The following is a 20,943-nucleotide window of genomic DNA, read 5'->3' on the forward strand; positions in this document are numbered from 1 at the left end:
CTCTCTCCTCTTACGCCCCCGCGTCAGCGGCGGCGGCCCTTCTTGTCGTCCTTCACGTGGCCGCGGAAGGTGCGGGTGGGCGAGAACTCGCCCAGCTTGTGGCCGACCATGGTCTCGGTCACGAACACGGGGATGTGCTTGCGACCGTCGTGCACGGCGATGGTGTGTCCCAGCATGGCGGGGATGATCATCGAACGGCGCGACCAGGTCTTGATGACGTTCTTGGTGCCGGCTTCGTTCTGCGAGACGACCTTGCGAAGCAGGTGCTCGTCGACGAAGGGGCCCTTCTTAAGGCTGCGAGGCATCTTCCTCTACTCCTACTTACGCTTCTTGCCGGCGGTGCGACGGCGGACGATCAGCTTGTCGCTTTCCTTGTTCGCGTGGCGGGTGCGGCCCTCGGCCTTACCCCACGGCGAAACGGGGTGACGACCACCGGACGTCTTGCCCTCACCACCACCGTGCGGGTGGTCGACCGGGTTCATGGCGACACCACGCACGGTCGGGCGGACGCCCTTCCAGCGCTTGCGGCCGGCCTTGCCCCAGTTGATGTTGGACTGCTCGGCGTTGCCGACCTCGCCGATCGTGGCGCGGCAGCGCACGTCGACGTTGCGGATCTCGCCCGAGGGCAGACGCAGCTGCGCGTAGGGGCCGTCCTTGGCGACCAGGCGCACCGAGGCGCCGGCCGAACGGGCCATCTTCGCACCGCCGCCGGGACGCAGCTCGATCGCGTGGATCACGGTACCGGTGGGGATGTTGCGCAGCGGCAGGTTGTTGCCGGGCTTGATATCGGCGCCGGCACCCGACTCGACGACGTCGCCCTGCGACAGCTTGTTCGGCGCGAGGATGTAGCGCTTCTCGCCGTCCACGTAGTGCAGGAGCGCGATGCGCGCGGTGCGGTTGGGGTCGTACTCGATGTGAGCGACCTTGGCGTCGATGCCGTCCTTGTCGTTACGACGGAAGTCGATCAGACGGTACTGGCGCTTGTGTCCACCACCGATGTGGCGGGTGGTGATGCGGCCCTGGTTGTTGCGGCCACCGGTCTTCGACAGCGGGCGCAGCAGCGACTTCTCAGGCGTCGATCGGGTGATCTCGGCGAAGTCGGCCACCGACGAGCCGCGGCGACCGGGCGTCGTGGGCTTGTACTTGCGAATAGCCATTGTTCTTGTCCTCTATCCCGACCGTCAGCCGACTGCCGTGAAGATGTCGATGGTGCCCGACTTGAGGCTGACGATCGCGCGCTTGGTGTCCTTGCGCTTGCCGATGCCGAAGCGGGTCCGGCGGGCCTTGCCCACGCGGTTGATCGTGTTGACCGAAGCCACCTTGACGCCGAAGATCTTCTCGATCGCGAGCTTGATCTCGGTCTTGGAGGCGCGGGGGTCCACGAGGAACGTGTACTTGCCCTCGTCGATGAGCGAGTAGCTCTTCTCGGAGACGACCGGCTTCAGGATGATGTCGCGCGGGTCCTTGTTGACGGTGGTCATGCCGAGACCTCCTCGGTGACGCCGGACTTCGACGCGACGAACGCGTCGTAGGCGGCCTTGGTGAAGACGATGTCGTCGGAGACGAGCACGTCGTAGGCGTTCAGCTGGCCGTAGGTCAGCACGTGGACGTACGCGAGGTTGCGCACGCTCTTGACGGTCAGCTCGTCGTCACGGTCGATCACGACGAGGACGTTCTTGACGGCGCCGAAACCGTTCAGAACCGCCGCAGCGGCCTTGGTCGACGGAGCACCCTCGATGCCGAACGACTCCACGACGTGGAGACGCTCGCCACGAGCACGGTCGCTCAGCGCGCCCAGGAGGGCGGCGGCGATCATCTTCTTGGGGGTGCGCTGGCCGTAGTCGCGGGGCTTGGGGCCGTGGACGATGCCACCACCGGTCATGTGCGGCGCGCGGATCGAACCCTGACGGGCGTTACCGGTGCCCTTCTGCTTGAAGGGCTTGCGACCGGCACCGGAGACCTCGCCACGACGCTTGGTCGAGTGCGTGCCCTGTCGGGCGGCGGCGCGCTGGGCGACGACGACCTGGTGGATCAGCGGGATGTTCGTCTTGACGTCGAAGATCGAGGCGGGCAGCTCCACGGAGCCGGCCTTCTTGCCGTCGGCCTTGCGAACGTCGAGCGCGAGAGTCGAGTCAGCCATGAGATCAGGCACCCTTCACTGCGTTGCGGACGTAGACGATGCGGCCACGAGCACCGGGGACGGCGCCCTTGACGAGCAGCAGACCCTTCTCGGCGTCGACGGCGTGCACCGTGAGGTTGAGGACGGTCACGCGCTCGCCACCCATACGGCCGGCCATGCGCATGCCCTTGAAGACGCGGCTCGGGGTCGACGAGGCGCCGATCGAACCGGGCTTGCGGTGGTTGCGGTGCGAACCGTGCGAAGCGGACACACCCTTGAAGTTGTGGCGCTTCATGACACCGGCGGTGCCCTTGCCCTTGCTGGTGCCGACGACGTCGACCAGCTGGCCGGCCTCGAACAGGCCGTCCACGGTGAGCTCCTGACCGAGCGAGTAGTCAGCGGCATCCGCGGTGCGAACCTCGGTGAGGTGACGGCGCGGGGTGACGCCCGCGGCCTCGAAGTGGGCCGTCAGGGGCTTGTTCACCTTGCGGGGGTCGATCTGGCCGTAGCCGATCTGAACGGCGTTGTAGCCGTCCTTCTCGACCGAGCGGAGCTGGGTCACGACGTTCGGCGCAACCTCGATGACGGTGACGGGAACGAGCTTGCCGTTCTCGTCCCACACCTGGGTCATGCCGAGCTTGGTGCCGAGGAGGCCCTTGGAGATCTTGGAGTTGATGTCAGCCATGTCGAACCTCAGAGCTTGATCTCGATGTTGACATCGGCCGGGAGGTCGAGGCGCATCAGCGAGTCGACGGCCTTGGGCGTCGGGTCGATGATGTCGATGAGGCGCTTGTGGGTGCGCATCTCGAAGTGCTCGCGGCTGTCCTTGTACTTGTGGGGCGACCGGATGACGCACACGACGTTCTTCTCGGTCGGCAGGGGAACCGGGCCCACCACGGTGGCGCCGGCACGGGTCACGGTGTCGACGATCTTGCGCGCGGACGAGTCCAGTCCGGCGTGGTCGTACGACTTCAGGCGAATGCGGATCTTCTGTCCCGCCATTGTCTGCTCACTCTCTTTCTCGCGTCTTACCCGACCTAGGGCATCGGACGCACGGTGGCGCTCTCGCGCCCTGGCACTTCCCCTCGCTTGCGCGAGAGATGCTGCACCGCTGTTCAGCTGTCAAACCGGATGCCATGGCATCCGGCCCACCCCTCGCACGCACGCGTGCGAATCCCGCGAAGGAAGAGGGGTTCGGTGTGTGTTCTGCTGCCCGCGGCCCAGGACCCTGCGCTCACGCGCCGCCTGTGCACTGCCCTGACAGTGATCCTGGCGCGCGTCGGGCGCACGCCGGAATGTGGAACCTGGATAGTCTACGGGCCACTCGGGCGTGTCGCAAACCCGGGCGTGTCGCGTGCGGCATATCCTCAGCCCCCGACCGAGAACGCGACGGCGCCGCCCCCGATTCCCGGGGACGGCGCCGTGCAGATGCGGTGGACTCAGGCGTTGCCGATGTTCTTGTCGACGTTCTCGCGGACCTCGTCGACCTTGGCGTGGTGCTCGGCCGGGACGACCTTCTTGATCGCGTCCGCGGCACCGTCGAGGACCTTGTCGCTGACCTCCTCGGCCTTCTCGCTCTTGAGGGCCTCTTCGATCTTGTCGCGGTTCTGATCGAGCAGCTGCTTGCCCTTATTGATGATGTCGTCGACTCCCATGCGGGTCTCCCTCATTCGCCTCGGTGCCCGGCCCCTCTGCCGGGCTCCGGTTCATTGTGCTGCGCCACACGCCGGAGGGGAAGAGCGAAGCCGGGCTCCGGGCTCCGGGACGGTCATCCGCGGGGGGAGCGTCGCACCGGTCGCGGCGCGACGCTCCCCCGGAGAACTCGATCAGATGGTGACGGAGCTGTCGATCGTGTCGAAGTTGACGGCGGCGGCCTCCACGGTCGCGCGTGTGGGTCCGAGCGCGTTGCCGGTCGTCGGGCGCAGCACGACGTACGGGGCCGGGACCCTGTTGGACGCGCCATTGAGCAACTGACCCGAGTAGAGGAACGTGATCGATCCCGTCGTGCCGGATGCCGTGGACCCGCCGGACTGGGTCCAGCCGCGGAGGTCGCGGAGGATGGGCGTGTAATCCCCGACCCCGTTCCACGTGACGGTGATGGTCGGGGTCGACGCGACGTACGTGCCGTCGGGGTACTCCACACCGTTCGCGTCGAAGATGAAGAAGCCGAAGCCCGAGGTCGACTGGTTGATCCGGATCTCGTTCGGGTTGCCCCCGCGGTAGGTCGAGATCGACGTTCCCCCGTCGAGGGTCGTGGCAGACCCCGGCTGAACGGGCTCGGGTCCGGTCGTGCTCGCCGAGGCGAGCGGCGCGGCGACGGCGACGGCGACGACCGGCACTGCCCAGGCGGCGGTCTTGATCACGGTGCGGCGGCTGACGGAACCGTCGCGCCCCGGCTGAGTGGTTTCGGTGCTCATGGAGCCCCCCCTTGAGGTTCGGTGGTGCAGTCGGCGTCGGGTACCGAGTGCGATTTACGTGATATTCACCGTCCGTAAGGGTGAATTCAGACGGATACGGGTGATCCGTCGCGCCGCGTATGACATGTGTCGCTTTGGGGCGGAGAAGAAGGTCCGTGCTCAGCGAGGACGGCTCGCCGTCGCGCGAACAACCGCCGGAGCCGCGAGCCCCTCGGCCGCGAAAGCGCGCGCCAAGCTCGAACCGTTCGCGAGCCCGCAGGCGTGGGCGATCCGCTCGATCGTCAACGAGCGGTACAGGGGGTCCTCGAGCAGCGAGACCGCATACGCAACCCGGGCCTTTCGGATACTGCGATCCATCGTCGTCGCGCGAGAGGCGAACCGACGCTGAAGCGAACGCAAGGACGTGTTCAGTTCGGCCGCGACGGCGGCGGGCGTCAGATCCGGGTCACCGACCCGAGCGGCGATGATCGACAACGCCGCGGCATATCCCTGGTCCGCGCTCCGCGCGTGGCCACCCCGGAGCGAGGCGACCACGATGCCCGCGACCATCTCCTGAAGGAGACGCTCGGTGTAGTACAGCGTCAGTCCCGTCTGACGGCTCTCCCCCGTCGCGCACACCCAGGCGAAGCTGAGAAAAGGCCAGAAGAGAGCAGATCCCACGTCCAGGGCGAGCGCGCCGACGTCCTCGAGACCGATCCCTTGCAGCACTTCGGCGGGGAACGCCACCGTCACGTGACACCGCGCCGGCAGCAGCGACGGCATGGCCGTGGGGTCGGAGACCACGAGCGCGACGCACCCCCGCTGCTCGTGGACACCGCCCTGGGCCGACGGGGGCCGGTCGAGGGAGACAACGATCCAGGCTTCGCCTTCCCGAGCCTCGAAAACGGGCACGCCGGGCCGCCGGTCGTAGTAGGCACGTACCCGCACACTGCCAAAGGGCGTCGCCGACGGCGAATACCAGTGCTGTGTCGTCGACAAAAGACGCTCACTCCACGCATCACACGATCGCGGCGGGTGTTTCGGAGCACGGGCCGCGGCGCCGGCTTCGGGTGCCAGCGTGCCCTCATGCAAGCGCACGCGGCGACCAAGTGGCGTCGCTTCACCCGCCGATTCACCCGTCGAGCCGCTGCCTAGGCGTCGCAATCCGATCGACGCGTCCGTGTCAAATGCACATCTGGACATAGGCTGTGCGCAGACGCTTTCGATGACGAGGAGAGGTCGACGTGCAGTAACGCTGAGACCGAACTCTTCGCCCCCCCTACGAGCGAACGGATGAAGCTTGGAACTGCGCGATTACCTCCAGATCCTGCACAGGAACTGGGTACTTCTTCTCGTCGCCACACTGGTAGGCGGGGGCCTTGCGGTCGGCGTCTCGTTTCTACAGACGCCCCGCTATGAGGCCACGACGAAGCTGTATGTGTCCGCACGCTCCGATGCAGCGGGGATCAACGAACTGGCCCAGGGAACGTCATTCGCCCGTCAGGCGGTCGTGAGCTTCGTCGACGTCGTAAACAGCTCGATCGTGCTCGAGCGAGTGATCGACCAGTTGCGACTGGACACGACGCCAGATCATCTTCGCTCTGCCGTTTCGGCATCGACCCCGCTGAACTCGGTCATCATTTCGGTGACGGTTTCCGATCCAGACCCATCGACGGCGGCCGCCATTGCCAATTCCGTTGGTACAAACTTCTCGGATGTCGTCGTGAACACCCTCGAGCGACCACAAGGTGAGACCGCAAGTCTCGTGAGAATCGAAACGATCGAGCCAGCGCTTGTGCCCACAACGGCCTCGTCTCCCAATTTCCCGCTCACTATTGCGCTTGGCCTTGTCGCAGGCCTCGCTCTCGGTGTGATTCTCGCGGTGGGCCGCTCAGTCCTGGATACCCGCATCCATTCGCGTCACGATATCGAGGCCGTCACAGACCTCCCCGTCTTGGGTGGCATCCCTTATGACGTTGGTATCACCAAGAGGCCACTTATCGTCGAATCTGACCGCCGAAGCCCAGGCGCAGAAGCGTTCCGTAGTCTCCGAACAAACCTCCAGTTCGTCGAGGTGGATGGCGCTGCCCGCACCTTCGTCGTGTCGAGCGCTGGGCCGGGCGAGGGCAAGTCCGTGACGACCGTTAACCTGGCCCTCGCTCTGGCAGAGACCGGCGCAAAGGTTGCGCTCGTCGATGGCGATCTTCGCCTTCCGCGAATTGCGGAGTACATGGGTCTCGAGGGTGGCGCGGGTTTGACAGATGTGCTGATCGGCCGCGCGGCTCTCGCCGACGTTCTCCAGCAGTGGGGCAAGAATAAGTTGTACATTCTGCCTTCCGGACGTATCCCCCCCAACCCCGCGGAGCTGCTGGGCAGTGAGGCTATGCGGCGCACGATTGAGGCGCTCACAACGGCGTTCGACTATGTCTTGATCGACGCCCCGCCTCTACTTCTTGTCACGGACGCCGCGGTCATCTCTCGCCTCGCGAACGGAACACTCCTCGTCGCTGCATCGGGATCGACGCGAAAGCCGCAGCTCTCCGCTGCCGTAGAGAAGCTGAACACGATCGGGAGCCGGATTTTTGGTGTGGTCGTCACCAAGATGCCCCCCAAAGGACCGGACAGCTACGGGTACGGAGAGTATTCCTATGCCGGAGTACTCGACGAAGACTCCGGCTTGAAAGGCCGGGCGGCTGGCAACTCGGCGAAGCGATCGTGACCTTCACAATCCTCACGGTGTGTACCGGCAATGTCTGCCGTTCGCCCGTGGCTGAATTGCAGCTTTCGGCTGCGCTACGCGACATTCCCGAAGTCCTCGTCGCGAGCGCCGGCTCTCACGCGCTTGTCGGAAGCGGCGTTCCGCCCACGACGCTGACGATGTGTCAGGAGTACGGACTGGACGCTAGTGAGCACCGCGCTCGTCAGCTCACGGAGGACCAGATTCGAGAAGCGGATTTGATCCTAGCGATGGCCCGGGACCATCGGCGGGCAATCGTGGAAGCTGTTCCAGGCGCGGTACGGCGGACTTTCACGCTGCGCGAGCTTGCCCGGATCGCGGACCTGACCCAGGGCGGGGGGTTCGACCAGATTGACGTAGACACTCCTCCGCTAGACATCTCGAGTTCGATGCGCGCCGCCGTCGCGCGCGCCGCGGCGCTTCGCGGTTCCGTCGGCCCAGTGGAAGATCAGCGCAAGCTCGACGTGACCGACCCCTTCGGGCGATCCGACGACTCATACCGCCGCTCTTTCGCGCAGCTGATCCCCGCCGTGGCATCAGTAGCATTCTTCTTGACGGAGGCAGTGCGCGACGTGACCGCTCGCCGTTAGCAGACGGGCTACACCGCGCGAATCATGCTGATCGGCGCGAGCGACGCCGCAATCCTTGCCCGTCTGCTGGGTTGTCACCTGCTGCTGGGGTCACCGCCGGGACGGCTGAGACCGCCTGAACTTCGGCGGACGCGTAGTACTCGCGCCCGTAGTGCCCGCCATAGTATCCGCCGCCACGCTTTGGAACACGGTTGAGAACAACTCCGAGCGCGCGCCCACCCACCTTTTCGATGTTCGCGAGCGCGCGCTTCAGAAGGTCATACGTTGTCTTCCCCGCTGTCACTACAATGATCGCCCCGTCGGCTTGTCTAGACAACACAGCGGCGTCCGTAACTGGCAGGAGCGGCGGCGCATCCAAGATGACGATCGCTTCCGCCGCGAGTTCGTGCAGCAGCAGATTCATCCGTTCAGACCCTACGAGTTCGCTCGGATTAGGAGGTATCCGTCCCGCGGCAAGGACCGTGAGATTCGGTGTGTGGGCGGGCTGCGAAACCTCCCGCCAAGTCGAGCGGCGCGCGAGGACGTCGGTGAGACCGACCTCTGCCACGATGCCGAAGATATTCGCCAGCATCGGACGCCTCAGGTCGGCATCCACGAGCACGACGGGCTGTCCGCTTGCGGCGAGAGTGACTGCGAGGTTGGCGCTCGTCGTTGACTTCCCGTCGCCGGGAAGTGGGCTTGTTACGACAAGGATGCGCGGAGGGTGGTCGACATCCATGAATTGGATGTTCGTGCGCAGTTCCCGCATCGCTTCGCTCATCGCAAAGAGCTCGTGGGGGACGTGAGAGCCGCCGGCCGGAAGAAGTCGGGACGCACTCGAGAATGTCCTCTCGAGAGGCAAGATACCCACGACGGCTCGCCCCGTCTCCTTCTCAACCGTCTCAGCCGAACGGACACGTCGATCCAAGGTGTGGCGCGCTACGGCGTAGATTATGCCGAGGGCAAGCCCCGCGACCACACCGAGCGCAGCGAACAGGCGGTCGTTGGGGTAGCTCGGGGAAGACGGCAGCCGGGCCGAGTCACCCTCGACGAGGCGGACGACCTCGCCGCCGGATGATCCGCCCTCCAAATTCTGCACCTCGACGGCCATCCCAGCCAGCCATGCTTGAGCGAGGTCGCGAGCACCCTCGGGCGTGGACGCCTGGGCGCGCACATTGATGTTGACGGTATCCAGCGGGTTGGTGACAGCCACCCGATTGACCAGATACTCCGGAGTGACTTTGAGGCCCAACTCATCAATAGCGTGCTGCGCAACGGCGCGCCACGACCCCAAGTCGATGTACGACTTGACTTTTGCTTTGGCGAGATTCTCGCCGATGAGTGCAGAGCCCGCATCGCTTCCACCGACCGTTGCCGCCACGTACCCGCTCGCCTCGGCCGTGTAGGTCTTGGGCTGCAATACCGCCCACCCATACGCGAGCGCTCCCCCCACAATGGTCGCGACGACAATGGCCACCCAGTGCGCGCGAAAGACACGCAAATACACCCCAAGCTCCACGACGCTCCTCACACTCGCACCCGTCGGGTCATCTTACCTGCGTGTAGTTGACGCCTCCGTGCGGAGCATCACCCCTCGATGCGCCACCATCGGCCACTTTGCGCAGGATGACAAAGTTCCCAACAGCGACCTCTTGCATGGCGTCCGATCTTCCGCCGAAGCTGGACTTGGCACAATATTGCGCGGACACTGTCGCAATCTTGAGGAAGTCTTGAGGTAGAGGGTCATGCTGCGCTGCAGACAATTCGCATCCTGGTCGCTTACAGTGGCCTTTCTTCTCGTGGTATCCACGCTCGTACACGCGCAGGCAGCTAGTGCGGCGGCTCCAACCAGCCCGACGGTCTCAAGCATTTCGTCCCCGCACCCGCGGGTTCTAGCGACACCAGGGCGCTTCGAAGCCGTCCCTTCCCAGCACGGAACGGATGCCTACTCGAACATCCTGCGCGCGCGCACGCTGCAGGACGCTGGTCAGATGATGTCTTCGGGTGTCGTCACCTTCGACAGATCCGACGCGGGCTCGATGCTCGCCTCAGCGCGGACATTGTCGAGTCGAAGCACCACGCTCGCGATGGCGTGGCGGCTGACCAATGACCGTTCCTTCCTGGATCGACTCGCCTCCGACATCTCCGCGGCCACCGCTCTCGCCGACTGGTACCCCGACCACTTTCTCGTGACCGCGGAAATGACCCAGGCCGTGAGCATCGCCTACGACTGGGGATATAGCGCGTGGACCGACCAGCAGCGCAGCGCCATGCGGACGGCAATCGTTGACAAGGGGCTCGCACCGTCGTTGCGCGTATATGACTCAACAACATCAGCGTCGCCGTTCAAGTTCCTGGGCAATTGGTCGCTGCGCGCCGACAACATTAACGTCGTCGTGAACTCGGCGATGATCATCGGTGCCTCCGCTGTGGCAGGTGACTCGACCTCGACGGTCGTCAACACGGTCCTGAGTAAAGCCGTTCCAAGCCTTCGTGTCGGCATCAGGGCATACTCCGCCGATGGCAGCTTCGCTGAGGGCCCGACATATTGGGAGTACGCAACGCGTTTCCTGAGTTCAGCGATCACGACCCTTCGCAGCAGCATGGGTTCCGACTACGGCCTGAGCTCTGAGGGCGGCTTCCCTCGGACGGGCGCATTCATTCAGTCTCTCGTGGGTCCGAATGGTGCGGCGTATGGGTATGCGGACAGCGCCCAAGACATCCAGATCGGCGGCGCGCTGAGTGGCCTTGGTGCCGCGCTCCAAGACCCCTCGCTCGTGGCACTCGCAGCGACGTCCGATTCGACCGGTTTCGCGCCGCAGCAGCTTTTGTGGCGGGATCCAGCGACGCTCGGTGGCGTGGCTCCGCCCCGAGCGCCGCTCGACGCCTCTCTCGATGGGAGCATTGCCTCCGGTCGCGGGGGTTTTCAGTCGGACTCGTCGTTCTTTGCCTTCAAGTACAGCGGCACGCCCTCAGCCAGTCATCAGCAGTTCGATGTGGGAGACTTCAATTTTCAGGCGCTCGGTCAAGAGTGGGCGATGGACCTCGGTCTAGAGCCGGCCTCCTATCTGCTTTCGGAAGGCAGCGCCGCGCCCCGCTGGCAGTACTACCGCGTCGCCCCCGAGGGGCACAACACACTATCGACCCACCCTTCGCTGGCCGAACCGCCTTCGGGCACTGTCGGCAACCTCGTGAATTCGTGGTCGTCGGTCGACTCGACGACGACGGTCGCCGATCTAACAAACGCCACCTCGAACCTGTATTCGTGGCGCCGCGGCGTTCAGTTGTTCAATGGGCGAACCGAGCTCCTCGTCCAAGACGAATTCTCCGCCTCATCGAACACCGACGTCCTGTGGTCCATGCACACCGCCGCGAACATCTCCGTCGCCTCAGATGGACGATCGGCGCTGCTCTGGTTGGGAGGCCAAAGGCTACTCGCGCGGCTCTTGCCTGCCAGCGCGGGGACCTTCACAACGATGGCGGCCACCGCGCAGCCGACCTCGCCGCAGCCGGCGCAAGAGGCAAACTCTGGCGTCCGTAAACTAGCGGTCACGGCGGCCGTAGACGGGTCGGCGACAATCGCCGTCCAACTCACTCCACTCCCTCTCGGGTCCAGCGCGGAGGCCGCTCCCGCTCTCCGCGGGAGCGCTGCGCTCAGCACCTGGGTGCCGCCGAGCACGACTCCGTGCACCCTGAGTTCCCTCGCCGTCAACGGTGCCACTATTGACGGCTTCGATCCCGCTGTCGCTTCTTATGTGGTGCCTCAGCCAGTGGGGACGGCACCCCCAGCCGTGAGCGCGACTGCGGCGCAGGGGAGCGTCTCGGTGTCGCAGGGCACCGCAGACAACCGCAACGCGCTCCTCGTGGTGTCCGGTTCCGGCTGCTCCACCTCGAAGTATCGGGTCCTCTTCCCTCGTACTGATTTGACCATCCGCGCTGCAACCGCAACCGCCACCGCTGCAGGTTCACCCACATTCACGTTCGACGGCAAGCTCGCATCGTCGTGGAGTGCGCCAGCGTCCGGTGCCGCGATCACCTGGCACTTCTCCGGCCCCGTCTCACCGTCCTCCTTGGTCGTGCAGTGGGGGGCTGTACCCTCGTCAGACGCTTACACGCTCGAATGGTCGACGGACGGGCAGTCTTGGCAGTCCGTATCCGCAGATCTCCGGAAGACGTCGGCGAATGTCCAGATCTTCACCGTGAGCGGAGTCAGTAGTGCGCGGTTTCTGAGATTGTCCGCCTCCACGGCCATCGAGATACGGGAGTTCGAAGCGTTCGCCCGGACGCCGACAGACGATTGGTACACCTTCCCCGCCACCACTCTGACCGCCGTTTCAGTTGGCGGCGTGCCTGCCAAAATGGAACTGGGCAGTGGCGCGAGCGCATCCGTGACGTTCAGTGCGACGGGCGAAATCCCTAGCAATGTCGCGGTGCGATTCGTCACTCGCGGTTCGGGCGCTTTGTCCGTCTCGAACTCGGGAGAGGTGCGGGCCAACAAGGTCGGTGACGACGTGGTCGGTGTGATCGCGTCCTGGGGTGGAGTCACGGTGTCGTCGCAGGTGTCGGTGTCGGTGGTCGATTCGACGCGGTTGCGGGTTTATGCCACGGCCGATGGGTGGGCACAGAGCTCAACCCCGACCGTTGGGTACGGGTTCCAGGGCGGTTCCACGATCAAAGCATCATGGAACGGGAGCCCGGATCGGGTCGCGTATGCCACGTTCGATCTGTCGACTCTGGCGGGTAAGACGGTGACGTCGGCGGTGATCTCCGCCGAGATGGTCATCAGCGAGACCCGCGATAGTCAAAACGTCTCCCGGGTCGACGCGCACGCCACGACCGGCAGCTTCACCGAGGCGGGCCTGACCTACCAGAACCGGCCGACCCTGACCGATACCGTCGGCAGCTTCGTCGTCGACCGCACAAAGAAGATCGTCACCAGCGATCTGACCGCATCGATCGCCGCGGCCGCGACCGGCACCCCCGGCGCCTACACACTCGGGTTCACTCAAGACGACGCCGGCGCAACCGCGATCGCTGTCACCCTCACCACCCGCGAAGGCGGCACCGCCCCCTACATCGACATCACCCTCGCCCCCGCGGGCTGAAACTGAAAGCAAACATACCGTCACTAACCTCGCCACCACACTGGATGAAACGATCATTGGTTAATCGGAACGCACTGCCCTGGACGCAGAGAGAACACCGTGCGGCGAATGAGCGGGGACTGCTTCGGACAATCGGGCGACGTGCGGGCATGAACTGCCGCGTACAGCTTTGCATCCCTGAACTGAAGCTCGGGGCCAGATGCTACTGGGCAGCTACCAAGGAATCCAGCCCCGGCGCATTGACTCGCCCCGGCATGTCTGGAGAGCGAATTGCTGGTGTCAGCCGGCTCTCTCGACCGGTTCGATGCGAGCGTAGTCGAGCTGGTCGACCTCGAGTGGTGTGAAGTCGTCGATCGAACCGTGGGTGCGTTCGGTGTTGAACCACAGCACCCAGGACGCGGTCGCCGCCTCTACCTGTTCGACGTCCCGCCAGGGGCCGTCGTGGCGGATGAGCTCGGACTTGTAGGGCCCGATCTGCGACTCCGCGAGGGAATTGTCAAACGCATCCCTGACGGACCCTAGCGGCTCGGGTGCGGGAGCTGGAGCAAGAAGTATGGAAGTTGCGTCGCGCCAACGAGATCCTCAAGCGTGCGGCGAGTTTCTTCGGGGCGGAGCTCGAACGCCAACACCGGAAGTAGTCGCGTTCATCGACGCGAACAAGGACCAAACCGTCGAGGGTCGCCCGCTCGGAGTCGAGCCCATCTGCGCAGTACTGCAGGTGGCTCCGAGCACGTACTACGCCGCCCGTGATCGGGCGCCGTCGGCGCGAACGGTGAACGACGCGGTCGTGACGCCGGAGCTGGTGCGGCTGTGGATGGAGGACTACTGCGCCACGGGGTTCGCAAGCTCTGGAGGCGGGCGGCCGTGCATGGCTTCAGATCGGCCGGGACCAGACCGGTCGGTTGATGCGTGCTGCTGGGATCGAGGGCGCGAGACGGTCTAAGCGGGTCAAGACGACAAGACCGGGTCCGACGTCGGCACGGCATCCGGACCTGGTGCGGCGGGAGTTCATTGCGACCGCCCCGAACCGGCTCTGGGTGACGGATCTCACGTTCGTGCCGACCTGGGCAGGCGTCACCTACGTCTGCTTCATCATCGACGCGTTCAGTCGCATGATCGTGGGCTGGCGGGTCGCATCGCACATGCGCACCGAGATGGTGCTCGACGCGGTCGGGATGGCCCGCCGGTCCCGGGGCCGGCACCACGACGACCTACGGTGTCACTCCGACGCGGGATCTCAATTCACATCGATCCGCTATGGCGAACGGCTAGCGGAGATCGGGGCCACCCCGTCAATCGGCACCGTCGGTGACAGCTATGACAACGCCCTGGCAGAGACGGTGAACGGCTACTACAAAGCCGAACTCGTCCGCGGACCCGCCCGATCCGGGCCATGGAAGACCATCGAGGACCTCGAGCTCGCGACCCTCAGCTGGGTGCACTGGCACAACACGCAACGCCTCCACGGCTACCTCGGCGACATCCCGCCCGTCGAGTTCGAGCAGGCGTTCTATACTGACCAAGCCCGCCGCGATCAGCTAGCGGGAATCAAGTAGCGCAAGTCTCCATCAGACCCAGGGCGCTTCGCATTCCGCAGATACGCCATGAGCGCGTGACCCCTTGTCAAGAAATTCAAGCTCGGCCCACATAACAGCTCTTCGACCGAACTTGGTTGTAGGACTTCCAACTGCCACGGTGCCCGACGGTGCCCCGAACTGCTGTTAGCTCTCGAACCCTCGCGTTCCGGTCCGGATCGTAGCCGGGTTGCCCACTGCTATTGCTCCAGCCGGGACGTCCGTCAATACGATCGCTCCTGCCCCGACCGTCGCGCCCGCACCGATCGTTACTTCCCCAAGAATCGCGGCACCCGCACCCACATGAACTCCGTCACCAAGGGTCGGTGCCGAGCCACCCGAACGACGAGCACCCAGTGTGACGTTGTGGTGCAGTACTACGTTGTTCCCGATCACACTGCGATCGTGCACGACCAGACCTCTCGCGCCGTGACGCAAATCCAACCCCGTGCCGACGCGGGTAGAGGGAGGGAACTCGACTCCGAACACAAACCGCAAGATGTTCTGAGGAATGATCCCGAGACGTCCAAGCCTCGTTGAAACGTACACGAGCCGCACAGCCAATGCGCCGGTCGAGTCTCCGCGTTCTGCACTCACATGTCGACAATACCAAAATCCGGGGGGGTGTTCGATAGTCCTGTCACATACGTCTCGGTCCGATCCTCCCCGAATCCCCGTGGACTGGCCGCGCACGTACAGATACCGATTCGTCAAGCTTTGGGAGAGCCTCGGGGGACGCAGAATACGTCGTAGCGTCCTGCTCTTGGGGCAAAGGCACGTCGGAGTGGAGGCGGGACGCAAAGACGGTCCACATAACGATCGATATCGCGCTCATTGTCGTTATCCCCGAGTACGCAAAGCCCCCTGCAATGGCGAACACAGCCGCCAGCCACGATCCAGGATATCCCTTCCTTCGCAGGACGATAAGTACCTGCGCAAGCAGGAGACAGAGGACTCCGACGCCTCCAAGATCGAAAGCAAGTATCGCATACCCATTTTCCAGGCTGGTTTCGAGCAGCGTCCCCTTGAGCTGGTAGCTCGAGCCCCAGCCATTCCCGAGTATCAGCACAGAGCCGATGTTCTGCATGATGTAGTCGGTCGCCACACTTCGAGCCGCAGCGGAGTTACCGTCATCTCCCGTGAATCGCTCGGCCAGACCTGAAAAAATCTGCAGATTGAAAACCAGCGCGCTTCCGAGCCCGACGACAACGATCATGGTCACGAAGGAACGCACAGTCCTCATTGCGGCAAAGACGAGAAATAGTAGACCGATAGCCGCAAAAATCGTGGGCGTGCGCGACTCGGAGAGCACGACCGCGACCGCGAGGATCAGCGCGAAAACGTAACGGAGCACAGCCCTTCGCACGCCTACGAGAAGTGGAATTACTAGTGCGGCCGCCAAGCCCAGATCGAGGGGGCTGTCGAACGTGCCGAGAGGCCGAACTGCCAGAGCGAATTGGAGCAAGGCGCTCCAAGGGAGCAGCGTACCAGTGATCCATTGAAACACGACGAGAAGAGACTCGAAGATCATCAGGGATATGAGGATTCTGGCAATCTTCGTGATCGTGCCGGGACGCAAAATTTCCGAAACGCGCAGGGAGAAGAAGAACAAAACTCCCGCTAGAACCGAATTCGTCAGCCCGATGAGCGAGGTCGGCCCGCTCTGGACAATCGCGACAACCGCAAAGAGTACGACCGCGAGGCTCAGAAGTCCGTGAATGATCCTATGGCGTCGCAACTCCTCCGCCACAGAGGGGACGTTGGACAGGAAGAAGAAGGGCGCCCAGGTTAGGAGCAAGAGCGTCGCGGGATGAATGGCGGCGCTGCCCTGCCAGTTGCCGATAAGGACCCATCCGCCCGTTGAGGGAATGAGAATCCGCAAGGCGAGGATTACACCAAGGACGAGAATCGGTCGTCTCTGTAGCGTAAGGGCGATCGCTACACACACCACCATCCAGACGGCTAGTTGAGCCATGGTCGCGCCTCCTACGGGTTCGACGTGATCCCGCCCGCGGGGGGCAGGACACCGTCGTCGATGATACGCCTGACGAGTGCATCGCTGTAGGTTTGCGCGATCTGGTCGTCATTTGGTGTACGTAGAACACCCGCGTCGTTCGCCCGATCATGCCCCCGCGTGTTATGGCGCCACAACGCAGAGATCTGGGTTCCGAGCAAGACAGGAAATGTTCTGGGGCGATCGCTGATCTGGGAAACTCGGATTTCCGCATTTACTGCCTGCGCGTGGAGCCAGACATCATCCGCTTGCGGCGAAACCTCCCGAAACGCGTCGCCGGCCTTGCGAAGATGATTCAAGAATGAAGGTGGGTAAATAACCCCCGACACGCCGGTTAAAAATGTGCCATAACTAGCTGTCTTAGTGAGCACTGGCCCCCACGTCACGTACAGCGACGGTCTACCTCCACTGATTCCAAAGGAGTGCGCCCTGAAGCAGTGAATGATCGAAGGGTTCTCGGAATGAGCCGCCAACAGAGCTCGCAACCAATCCCGCGGATACACGATATCGTCGTCTGCCGTGACTAGCGGCACCGTGTGATCGTCGATCGAATTCACGTAGGGGAAGTACTTTGCATGTGGCCCCATCTTTGGCGCTTCGATAACTTCGAGACCGCGACGCCTCAACCGTCGGAGCGTCTTCAGGCCATCAGCTGCCTGGCGATCCTGAGCGCTGTCCAAAGCCAAGATCAGCCGACCCGGGCGTACTTCACCAGCAGCGATGCTCTCAATCGCGTGATGGACCGTCCGCAGCCGGCGCCCGTGTGACGTCAGGCTGATAGCGACATTCGCATCCCCAGTCACGGGGCGTCGACTGAACCTGTTCGTCACAGAACCGAGAGCGTACTGCAACATTCGCGCCAGCAGGTCACTGTATCGCTGCAATCCTCTATGCATATCTAACCCTTTGGATGAACTTTCCGGTCATTCGGATGCTCGCCGCAACAGTCGGGCGCCCGCTCGCGCTAGTGACCTGAAATCGCTCGGACGAATCCGATAGAAGTCTGCCCAACTGAACTGGTGATTCCTGATAGTAAAGGCGATGCACATATTGCTGGATACGAGGTTACCCGCCAGCGTCGCGAGCGCCGCACCAACCCCGCCCAGCGGCGGAACCAGAACGAAAAGCAAAACGACGTTGAGTGCGCAGGCGACGAGGATGCTGTAGCTGCGCAGCTCTGGGCGCCCTCGCGCACTCAGCGTCGCGCCCGCGATGGAGCCCGGCACGCCAACGACGACCGCGAGGGCCGCAACCAAGGCGATGGGGATAGCCCCCGAGAACTCGACGCCGAAAACGAGCGGGAGCCACCACCCGATCGGCGCGAGAACGACGATGGCACAGAGCAGACAGGCGATGAAGGTCGCTCGAGCGGCCAGACCCGCCCGAGCATTGTCCCGTTGCGCGGCGTCGCTGGAGAACATAACCTCTCGCGTCGCGGAGTTGATGATCAGCGGCACTTCGCTCACGTTGACAGCGACCGCATAGAGACCCAGCTGCGCCGCACCTCCCAGGGGGAGGATCAGGAGCTGATCGATGCGCATGAGCAGCACCCCCGCAACCGATCCGAGCCACGCCTTCGTCCCATACGCGAACGTACGACGGGAGGATGTGGGTCGAGAGGTACGAGCCAAACTCGGCTTCGCCCCGATGAGTCGCACGTAGGCGAAACCGGCAAGAACTGGACCGAGCACGGTGACGAGCGTGGCAGTAAAAAGCGTGAGCTGGCCCGCGAGAGCGAAGCCGACGATTCCGGCGATGCGCAGGCTGCCGTTCAGAACGCGCTCCGTTGCGACAACTCCCCACATGTGCAGCCCAGCGGCTGTCCCGCGCAACAACGCGACCAAGAGGCCCGGGATCGTTGCCACTGTCGCGATGGTCATCAGCGTAGCGAGCCCGGACGAACCGCCTTGCGTGAGGATAGGGGAGGCCAGCCACACGATCACTACGGAGAGCATCCCCGTGCCCAGCAGGGACGACACCAGCGCGAGCCACGTCACGCGTCGGAGGTACGATCTCCGGGCGAGGACGTTCGTAACTGCATCAGGCAGGCCCAGCGTCGCGATGGCGACCGCCAGCATGAACGGCGCCGTCGCGGCCGCGAGATCTCCTCGCCCGTCGACATCGAGCGCGCGCGCCAGAATCGGCGCCGTGACGAGGACGGCTATCGGCGGAAATCCATTGCCCAGGATGGACAGCGCCACATGGCGGGCGTGCGAGCCGCTCACGCGCGCGCGCCACGCAATCCAAGGATCAACGACCACGTCTGCTCGCGGAACATCTCTCGGCGCGCCTCGCTCGACCGCATGACATCCGCGATCCGTGCCCGGCGTTCCTCGGGATCGACGGTAGCCGCCTCGGCGATCTTCTGGGCGAGTGTGCCAGCGTCGTGGATGTCGGTCGCCAGCCCCATCTCTTCCAGTACCGAGGCGAATCGCACTTGATGATCGTCGACGTGCTCGGCGTTCGCGTGACGCCGACCGAGGACCAACGGCCACACACCAGCATCCAGGGAGCCAAAGACATTGCCGGGACTGGCCTGCGATATGAAGATGTCGGCCCACTCCAGCGACTCGGCGACGCCCTGAGGCGTAAGATAGTCGACCGCACGCTCGACGCGATCGGAAATCGCAGACCACTCCCCGACGCCGTACTGGACGATGTAGTGGTGGTCTCCCGCCTCGTCAACGGCAAGAGCGACGGCGTCGAGCAAGCGCTGGAACGGTTGCTCATGGGTTCCGACGGAGACGTAAATGTTCATCGGCTTCTCGTCACCTGTTCCCGATGCGGGTAGTCCGTCAGCTGCGTATCCCACTGGCACACATAAAGATCCGTGACCGGCTTCGTCAGCCTGGCGGTCATCGTGGCGTTGTCGACGCGATCGAAGCACTCGATGAATACGTTCTTCGTATCGAAGAAGAGCTTCCCGGCGAAGAAAAAGGGGACCGCCGCCGCCGCCCCACTGCTCACGATGATCTCTGGGCGCTCTCGTCTCAGCACCGAGAACGCTCGCTTGAGATTGATGAGCAACGCCTTGACGCTTCGATTCGTCGGCCAGTACAGGCCGTAGGACCTCATTCCGCTGATCTTGCTGGCCGCGTCGGGCTTCAGGAACGTGGCGATCGCGATATCCACGCCCTCGGGCTGGGGTAGAAGAGCAAGCAGCTGGTCGAGGTGACCGCCGCTGCTGCACACGAACAGGACACGCGTAGATGTGGTCACGAGCTGAGCCTCTCCGCCCGCTGTACCCACATGTCCGCAGCGCTCTGCATCGAGAAGGGGCGGATGTAATCGATCATCTCCTCGGCCGGTGCGACGGCGCCGTCGAGCATGTCGACCACTCCATCGGCCAGGGCAGCGGAATCGCCGACCGGATAAGTGCGCATGATGTCGTCGCGGTCCCCCAGAGCGCGATGCATCTCGTCCGGCCCGATGGCGTCGGCCGCGAGGACAGGCGTGCCCACCGCCATGGATTCCAGGAGCACGATGCCCCACGCTTCGCTTCGCGCGCTGTGGACGAGGACATCGGCCGCGGCCATGAACGGGTACGGGTTGCTGTGCCCGCCGTGCGCCGTGATAGTCAAGAGCCCGCGCGGGTCGTGGAACGCGTCGAGTTCCTCACGCAACGGCCCTTCGCCGACAATGTGCCAGTGCAACGGGCGATCGATGGAGAGCAACGCATCGCGGGTGATGTCCAAGCCCTTCCGACGAATCAGGCTGCTGACCGACACGATGTGCTGGCCAGACCCGAAGTCCACCGAGGCGGACGCAACGAGATCGTTGGTCTTGGCGATATCGACGGTGCTCGGAATGATCGCCGGCCGCGTCCGGAGGCGGTAGACGTCCACCATCGAGTCCGCCACGGTCTGCGTGTTGGCGCTGATGTGCTCGCGGTGATTGAAGATCCAACCGATGAGGTTCTGCTTGGCACGGCCGAAGCGGATGTACTCGGCGTGATCAGTCGGGTCGAGGTCCTCGCAGTAGTTGTAGACATGGTGGCGCGCGCCCGGAAGACCATCGACCATGGCGCAGGCCAAGATGCTCGACCACAGCTTGACGATCACGAGTGCGGGTGGGATGCGCCGCAGGACGACATAAAGACGACGAGCGACGTCCGCAGTAGCCAGGTGGCTCTCGAGCCCGAGATCGTGAACGATCACGCCATCTGAGATCTCGGACGCGAGCCCCTGCCCGCCGCGATGGAGGATGACGTGGATCTCGTGGCCTTGACTCGCCAAGTAGTTGGCTACGATGACCGTCTGACGTTCCGCGCCGCCGAACCTTAGGTGCGGTTGGAGGAAGATGATCCTCGCCATGTAGTGGATACCCCCGGGTGATCGCGTGCGGTGCCAGATAGGTCATCGGGCTAGGCCGCGGATGAGACGGTACCATTCATGTGTGTCCGTCTAATGACATAACGGACTCGATTGCG

At 64.0% G+C, this 20,943-nt stretch carries 21 protein-coding genes and 1 pseudogene; 4 read left to right on the plus strand and 18 right to left on the minus strand.

What is annotated here, in order from left to right:
* Positions 1-23 precede the first annotated feature (23 nt).
* The 9 genes from rpsS to LQV45_RS00225 all read right to left on the minus strand — a co-directional run bounded on the left by rpsS (position 24) and on the right by LQV45_RS00225 (position 5,463).
* A complete protein-coding gene (gene rpsS, locus LQV45_RS00185) occupies positions 24-305 on the minus strand; it encodes a 30S ribosomal protein S19 (RefSeq protein WP_022878257.1) in 282 nt (93 codons plus the stop codon).
* A 12-nt stretch (positions 306-317) separates the two neighbouring features.
* Positions 318-1,157, minus strand: a complete 840-nt coding sequence (gene rplB, locus LQV45_RS00190) for a 50S ribosomal protein L2 (protein WP_138174677.1) — start codon at positions 1,155-1,157, stop codon at positions 318-320.
* Positions 1,158-1,181: 24 nt separating this feature from the next.
* Positions 1,182-1,481, minus strand: a complete 300-nt coding sequence (gene rplW, locus LQV45_RS00195; protein WP_134125041.1) for a 50S ribosomal protein L23 — start codon at positions 1,479-1,481, stop codon at positions 1,182-1,184.
* The gene (rplD, locus tag LQV45_RS00200; RefSeq protein WP_230005191.1) at positions 1,478-2,140 is read right to left on the minus strand and encodes a 50S ribosomal protein L4; all 663 of its coding nucleotides are present in this window, start codon (positions 2,138-2,140) and stop codon (positions 1,478-1,480) included. Before rplD ends, rplW begins: the two co-directional genes overlap by 4 nt.
* 4 nt (positions 2,141-2,144) lie before the next feature.
* Positions 2,145-2,804, minus strand: a complete 660-nt coding sequence (rplC, locus tag LQV45_RS00205; RefSeq protein ID WP_134125042.1) for a 50S ribosomal protein L3 — start codon at positions 2,802-2,804, stop codon at positions 2,145-2,147.
* A gap of 8 nt (positions 2,805-2,812) precedes the next feature.
* Complete coding sequence (rpsJ, locus tag LQV45_RS00210) at positions 2,813-3,121, minus strand: 30S ribosomal protein S10 (RefSeq protein WP_013584016.1); 309 nt, start codon at positions 3,119-3,121, stop codon at positions 2,813-2,815.
* 437 nt (positions 3,122-3,558) lie between these two features.
* Positions 3,559-3,774, minus strand: a complete 216-nt coding sequence (locus tag LQV45_RS00215) for an Rv0909 family putative TA system antitoxin (RefSeq protein ID WP_230005192.1) — start codon at positions 3,772-3,774, stop codon at positions 3,559-3,561.
* 171 nt (positions 3,775-3,945) lie between these two features.
* Entirely contained in the window at positions 3,946-4,536 is a 591-nt protein-coding gene (locus tag LQV45_RS00220) for a hypothetical protein (protein WP_230005193.1), read from the minus strand.
* A gap of 159 nt (positions 4,537-4,695) precedes the next feature.
* The gene (locus LQV45_RS00225; RefSeq protein WP_230005194.1) at positions 4,696-5,463 is read right to left on the minus strand and encodes a helix-turn-helix domain-containing protein; all 768 of its coding nucleotides are present in this window, start codon (positions 5,461-5,463) and stop codon (positions 4,696-4,698) included.
* A gap of 352 nt (positions 5,464-5,815) precedes the next feature.
* Here LQV45_RS00225 and LQV45_RS00230 point away from each other — a divergent pair, with 352 nt between their 5' ends.
* Together LQV45_RS00230 and LQV45_RS00235 are read left to right on the plus strand one after the other, a co-directional pair.
* Positions 5,816-7,234 carry a polysaccharide biosynthesis tyrosine autokinase gene (locus LQV45_RS00230; RefSeq protein ID WP_230005195.1) on the plus strand — a complete coding sequence of 473 codons (1,419 nt, stop codon included), beginning with the start codon at positions 5,816-5,818 and terminating at the stop codon, positions 7,232-7,234.
* The gene (locus LQV45_RS00235; protein ID WP_230005196.1) at positions 7,231-7,842 is read left to right on the plus strand and encodes a low molecular weight phosphatase family protein; all 612 of its coding nucleotides are present in this window, start codon (positions 7,231-7,233) and stop codon (positions 7,840-7,842) included. Before LQV45_RS00230 ends, LQV45_RS00235 begins: the two co-directional genes overlap by 4 nt.
* Before the next feature lie 22 nt (positions 7,843-7,864).
* Here the strand turns inward: LQV45_RS00235 and LQV45_RS00240 are convergent, their stop codons facing one another.
* On the minus strand, positions 7,865-9,340 hold the full coding sequence (locus LQV45_RS00240) for a polysaccharide biosynthesis tyrosine autokinase (RefSeq protein ID WP_230005197.1): 1,476 nt from the start codon (positions 9,338-9,340) through the stop codon (positions 7,865-7,867).
* A gap of 472 nt (positions 9,341-9,812) precedes the next feature.
* On the opposite strand from LQV45_RS00240, the gene LQV45_RS00245 reads away from it, so the two are divergent.
* A complete protein-coding gene (locus LQV45_RS00245) occupies positions 9,813-12,926 on the plus strand; it encodes a DNRLRE domain-containing protein (protein WP_230005199.1) in 3,114 nt (1,037 codons plus the stop codon).
* A 279-nt stretch (positions 12,927-13,205) separates the two neighbouring features.
* On the opposite strand, the gene LQV45_RS35605 is transcribed toward LQV45_RS00245, so the two are convergent.
* Positions 13,206-13,481 carry an integrase core domain-containing protein gene (locus tag LQV45_RS35605; protein WP_290370185.1) on the minus strand — a complete coding sequence of 92 codons (276 nt, stop codon included), beginning with the start codon at positions 13,479-13,481 and terminating at the stop codon, positions 13,206-13,208.
* On the opposite strand from LQV45_RS35605, the pseudogene LQV45_RS00250 reads away from it, so the two are divergent.
* Positions 13,454-14,482 (plus strand): annotated as a pseudogene (locus tag LQV45_RS00250) (IS3 family transposase); the annotation flags it as partial. The gene LQV45_RS35605 and the pseudogene LQV45_RS00250 overlap by 28 nt on opposite strands.
* 165 nt (positions 14,483-14,647) lie before the next feature.
* Here LQV45_RS00250 and LQV45_RS35845 read toward each other — a convergent pair.
* From LQV45_RS35845 to LQV45_RS00280, 7 genes are all read right to left on the minus strand, one after another.
* Entirely contained in the window at positions 14,648-15,193 is a 546-nt protein-coding gene (locus LQV45_RS35845; protein ID WP_374208114.1) for a serine O-acetyltransferase, read from the minus strand.
* A complete protein-coding gene (locus LQV45_RS00255; protein WP_230005200.1) occupies positions 15,141-16,475 on the minus strand; it encodes a hypothetical protein in 1,335 nt (444 codons plus the stop codon). The genes LQV45_RS35845 and LQV45_RS00255 overlap by 53 nt, the downstream gene beginning before the upstream one ends.
* Before the next feature lie 11 nt (positions 16,476-16,486).
* The gene (locus tag LQV45_RS00260; protein ID WP_230005201.1) at positions 16,487-17,317 is read right to left on the minus strand and encodes a hypothetical protein; all 831 of its coding nucleotides are present in this window, start codon (positions 17,315-17,317) and stop codon (positions 16,487-16,489) included.
* Between the two features lie 120 nt (positions 17,318-17,437).
* Positions 17,438-18,739: an oligosaccharide flippase family protein gene (locus LQV45_RS00265; protein WP_230005203.1), complete on the minus strand. Its 1,302-nt coding sequence runs from the start codon at positions 18,737-18,739 to the stop codon at positions 17,438-17,440.
* Positions 18,736-19,272, minus strand: a complete 537-nt coding sequence (locus tag LQV45_RS00270; protein ID WP_230005205.1) for a glycosyltransferase — start codon at positions 19,270-19,272, stop codon at positions 18,736-18,738. Before LQV45_RS00270 ends, LQV45_RS00265 begins: the two co-directional genes overlap by 4 nt.
* Complete coding sequence (locus LQV45_RS00275; RefSeq protein WP_171024351.1) at positions 19,269-19,733, minus strand: polysaccharide biosynthesis protein; 465 nt, start codon at positions 19,731-19,733, stop codon at positions 19,269-19,271. The genes LQV45_RS00270 and LQV45_RS00275 overlap by 4 nt, the downstream gene beginning before the upstream one ends.
* A complete protein-coding gene (locus tag LQV45_RS00280) occupies positions 19,730-20,827 on the minus strand; it encodes a glycosyltransferase (RefSeq protein ID WP_230005207.1) in 1,098 nt (365 codons plus the stop codon). The genes LQV45_RS00275 and LQV45_RS00280 overlap by 4 nt, the downstream gene beginning before the upstream one ends.
* Positions 20,828-20,943: the final 116 nt, after the last annotated feature.

The organism is Microbacterium sp. Bi128 (assembly GCF_918698205.1).

Bases quoted from the DNA above. Each gene is read 5' to 3' on its own strand.
- rpsS (WP_022878257.1), bottom strand. From the start codon at position 305: ATGCCTCGCAGCCTTAAGAAGGGCCCCTTCGTCGACGAGCACCTGCTT.
- rplB (WP_138174677.1), bottom strand. From the start codon at position 1,157: ATGGCTATTCGCAAGTACAAGCCCACGACGCCCGGTCGCCGCGGCTCG.
- rplW (WP_134125041.1), bottom strand. From the start codon at position 1,481: ATGACCACCGTCAACAAGGACCCGCGCGACATCATCCTGAAGCCGGTC.
- rplD (WP_230005191.1), bottom strand. From the start codon at position 2,140: ATGGCTGACTCGACTCTCGCGCTCGACGTTCGCAAGGCCGACGGCAAG.
- rplC (WP_134125042.1), bottom strand. From the start codon at position 2,804: ATGGCTGACATCAACTCCAAGATCTCCAAGGGCCTCCTCGGCACCAAG.
- rpsJ (WP_013584016.1), bottom strand. From the start codon at position 3,121: ATGGCGGGACAGAAGATCCGCATTCGCCTGAAGTCGTACGACCACGCC.
- LQV45_RS00215 (WP_230005192.1), bottom strand. From the start codon at position 3,774: ATGGGAGTCGACGACATCATCAATAAGGGCAAGCAGCTGCTCGATCAG.
- LQV45_RS00220 (WP_230005193.1), bottom strand. From the start codon at position 4,536: ATGAGCACCGAAACCACTCAGCCGGGGCGCGACGGTTCCGTCAGCCGC.
- LQV45_RS00245 (WP_230005199.1), top strand. From the start codon at position 9,813: ATGATGTCTTCGGGTGTCGTCACCTTCGACAGATCCGACGCGGGCTCG.
- LQV45_RS00255 (WP_230005200.1), bottom strand. From the start codon at position 16,475: ATGGCTCAACTAGCCGTCTGGATGGTGGTGTGTGTAGCGATCGCCCTT.
- LQV45_RS00270 (WP_230005205.1), bottom strand. From the start codon at position 19,272: ATGAACATTTACGTCTCCGTCGGAACCCATGAGCAACCGTTCCAGCGC.
- LQV45_RS00280 (WP_230005207.1), bottom strand. From the start codon at position 20,827: ATGGCGAGGATCATCTTCCTCCAACCGCACCTAAGGTTCGGCGGCGCG.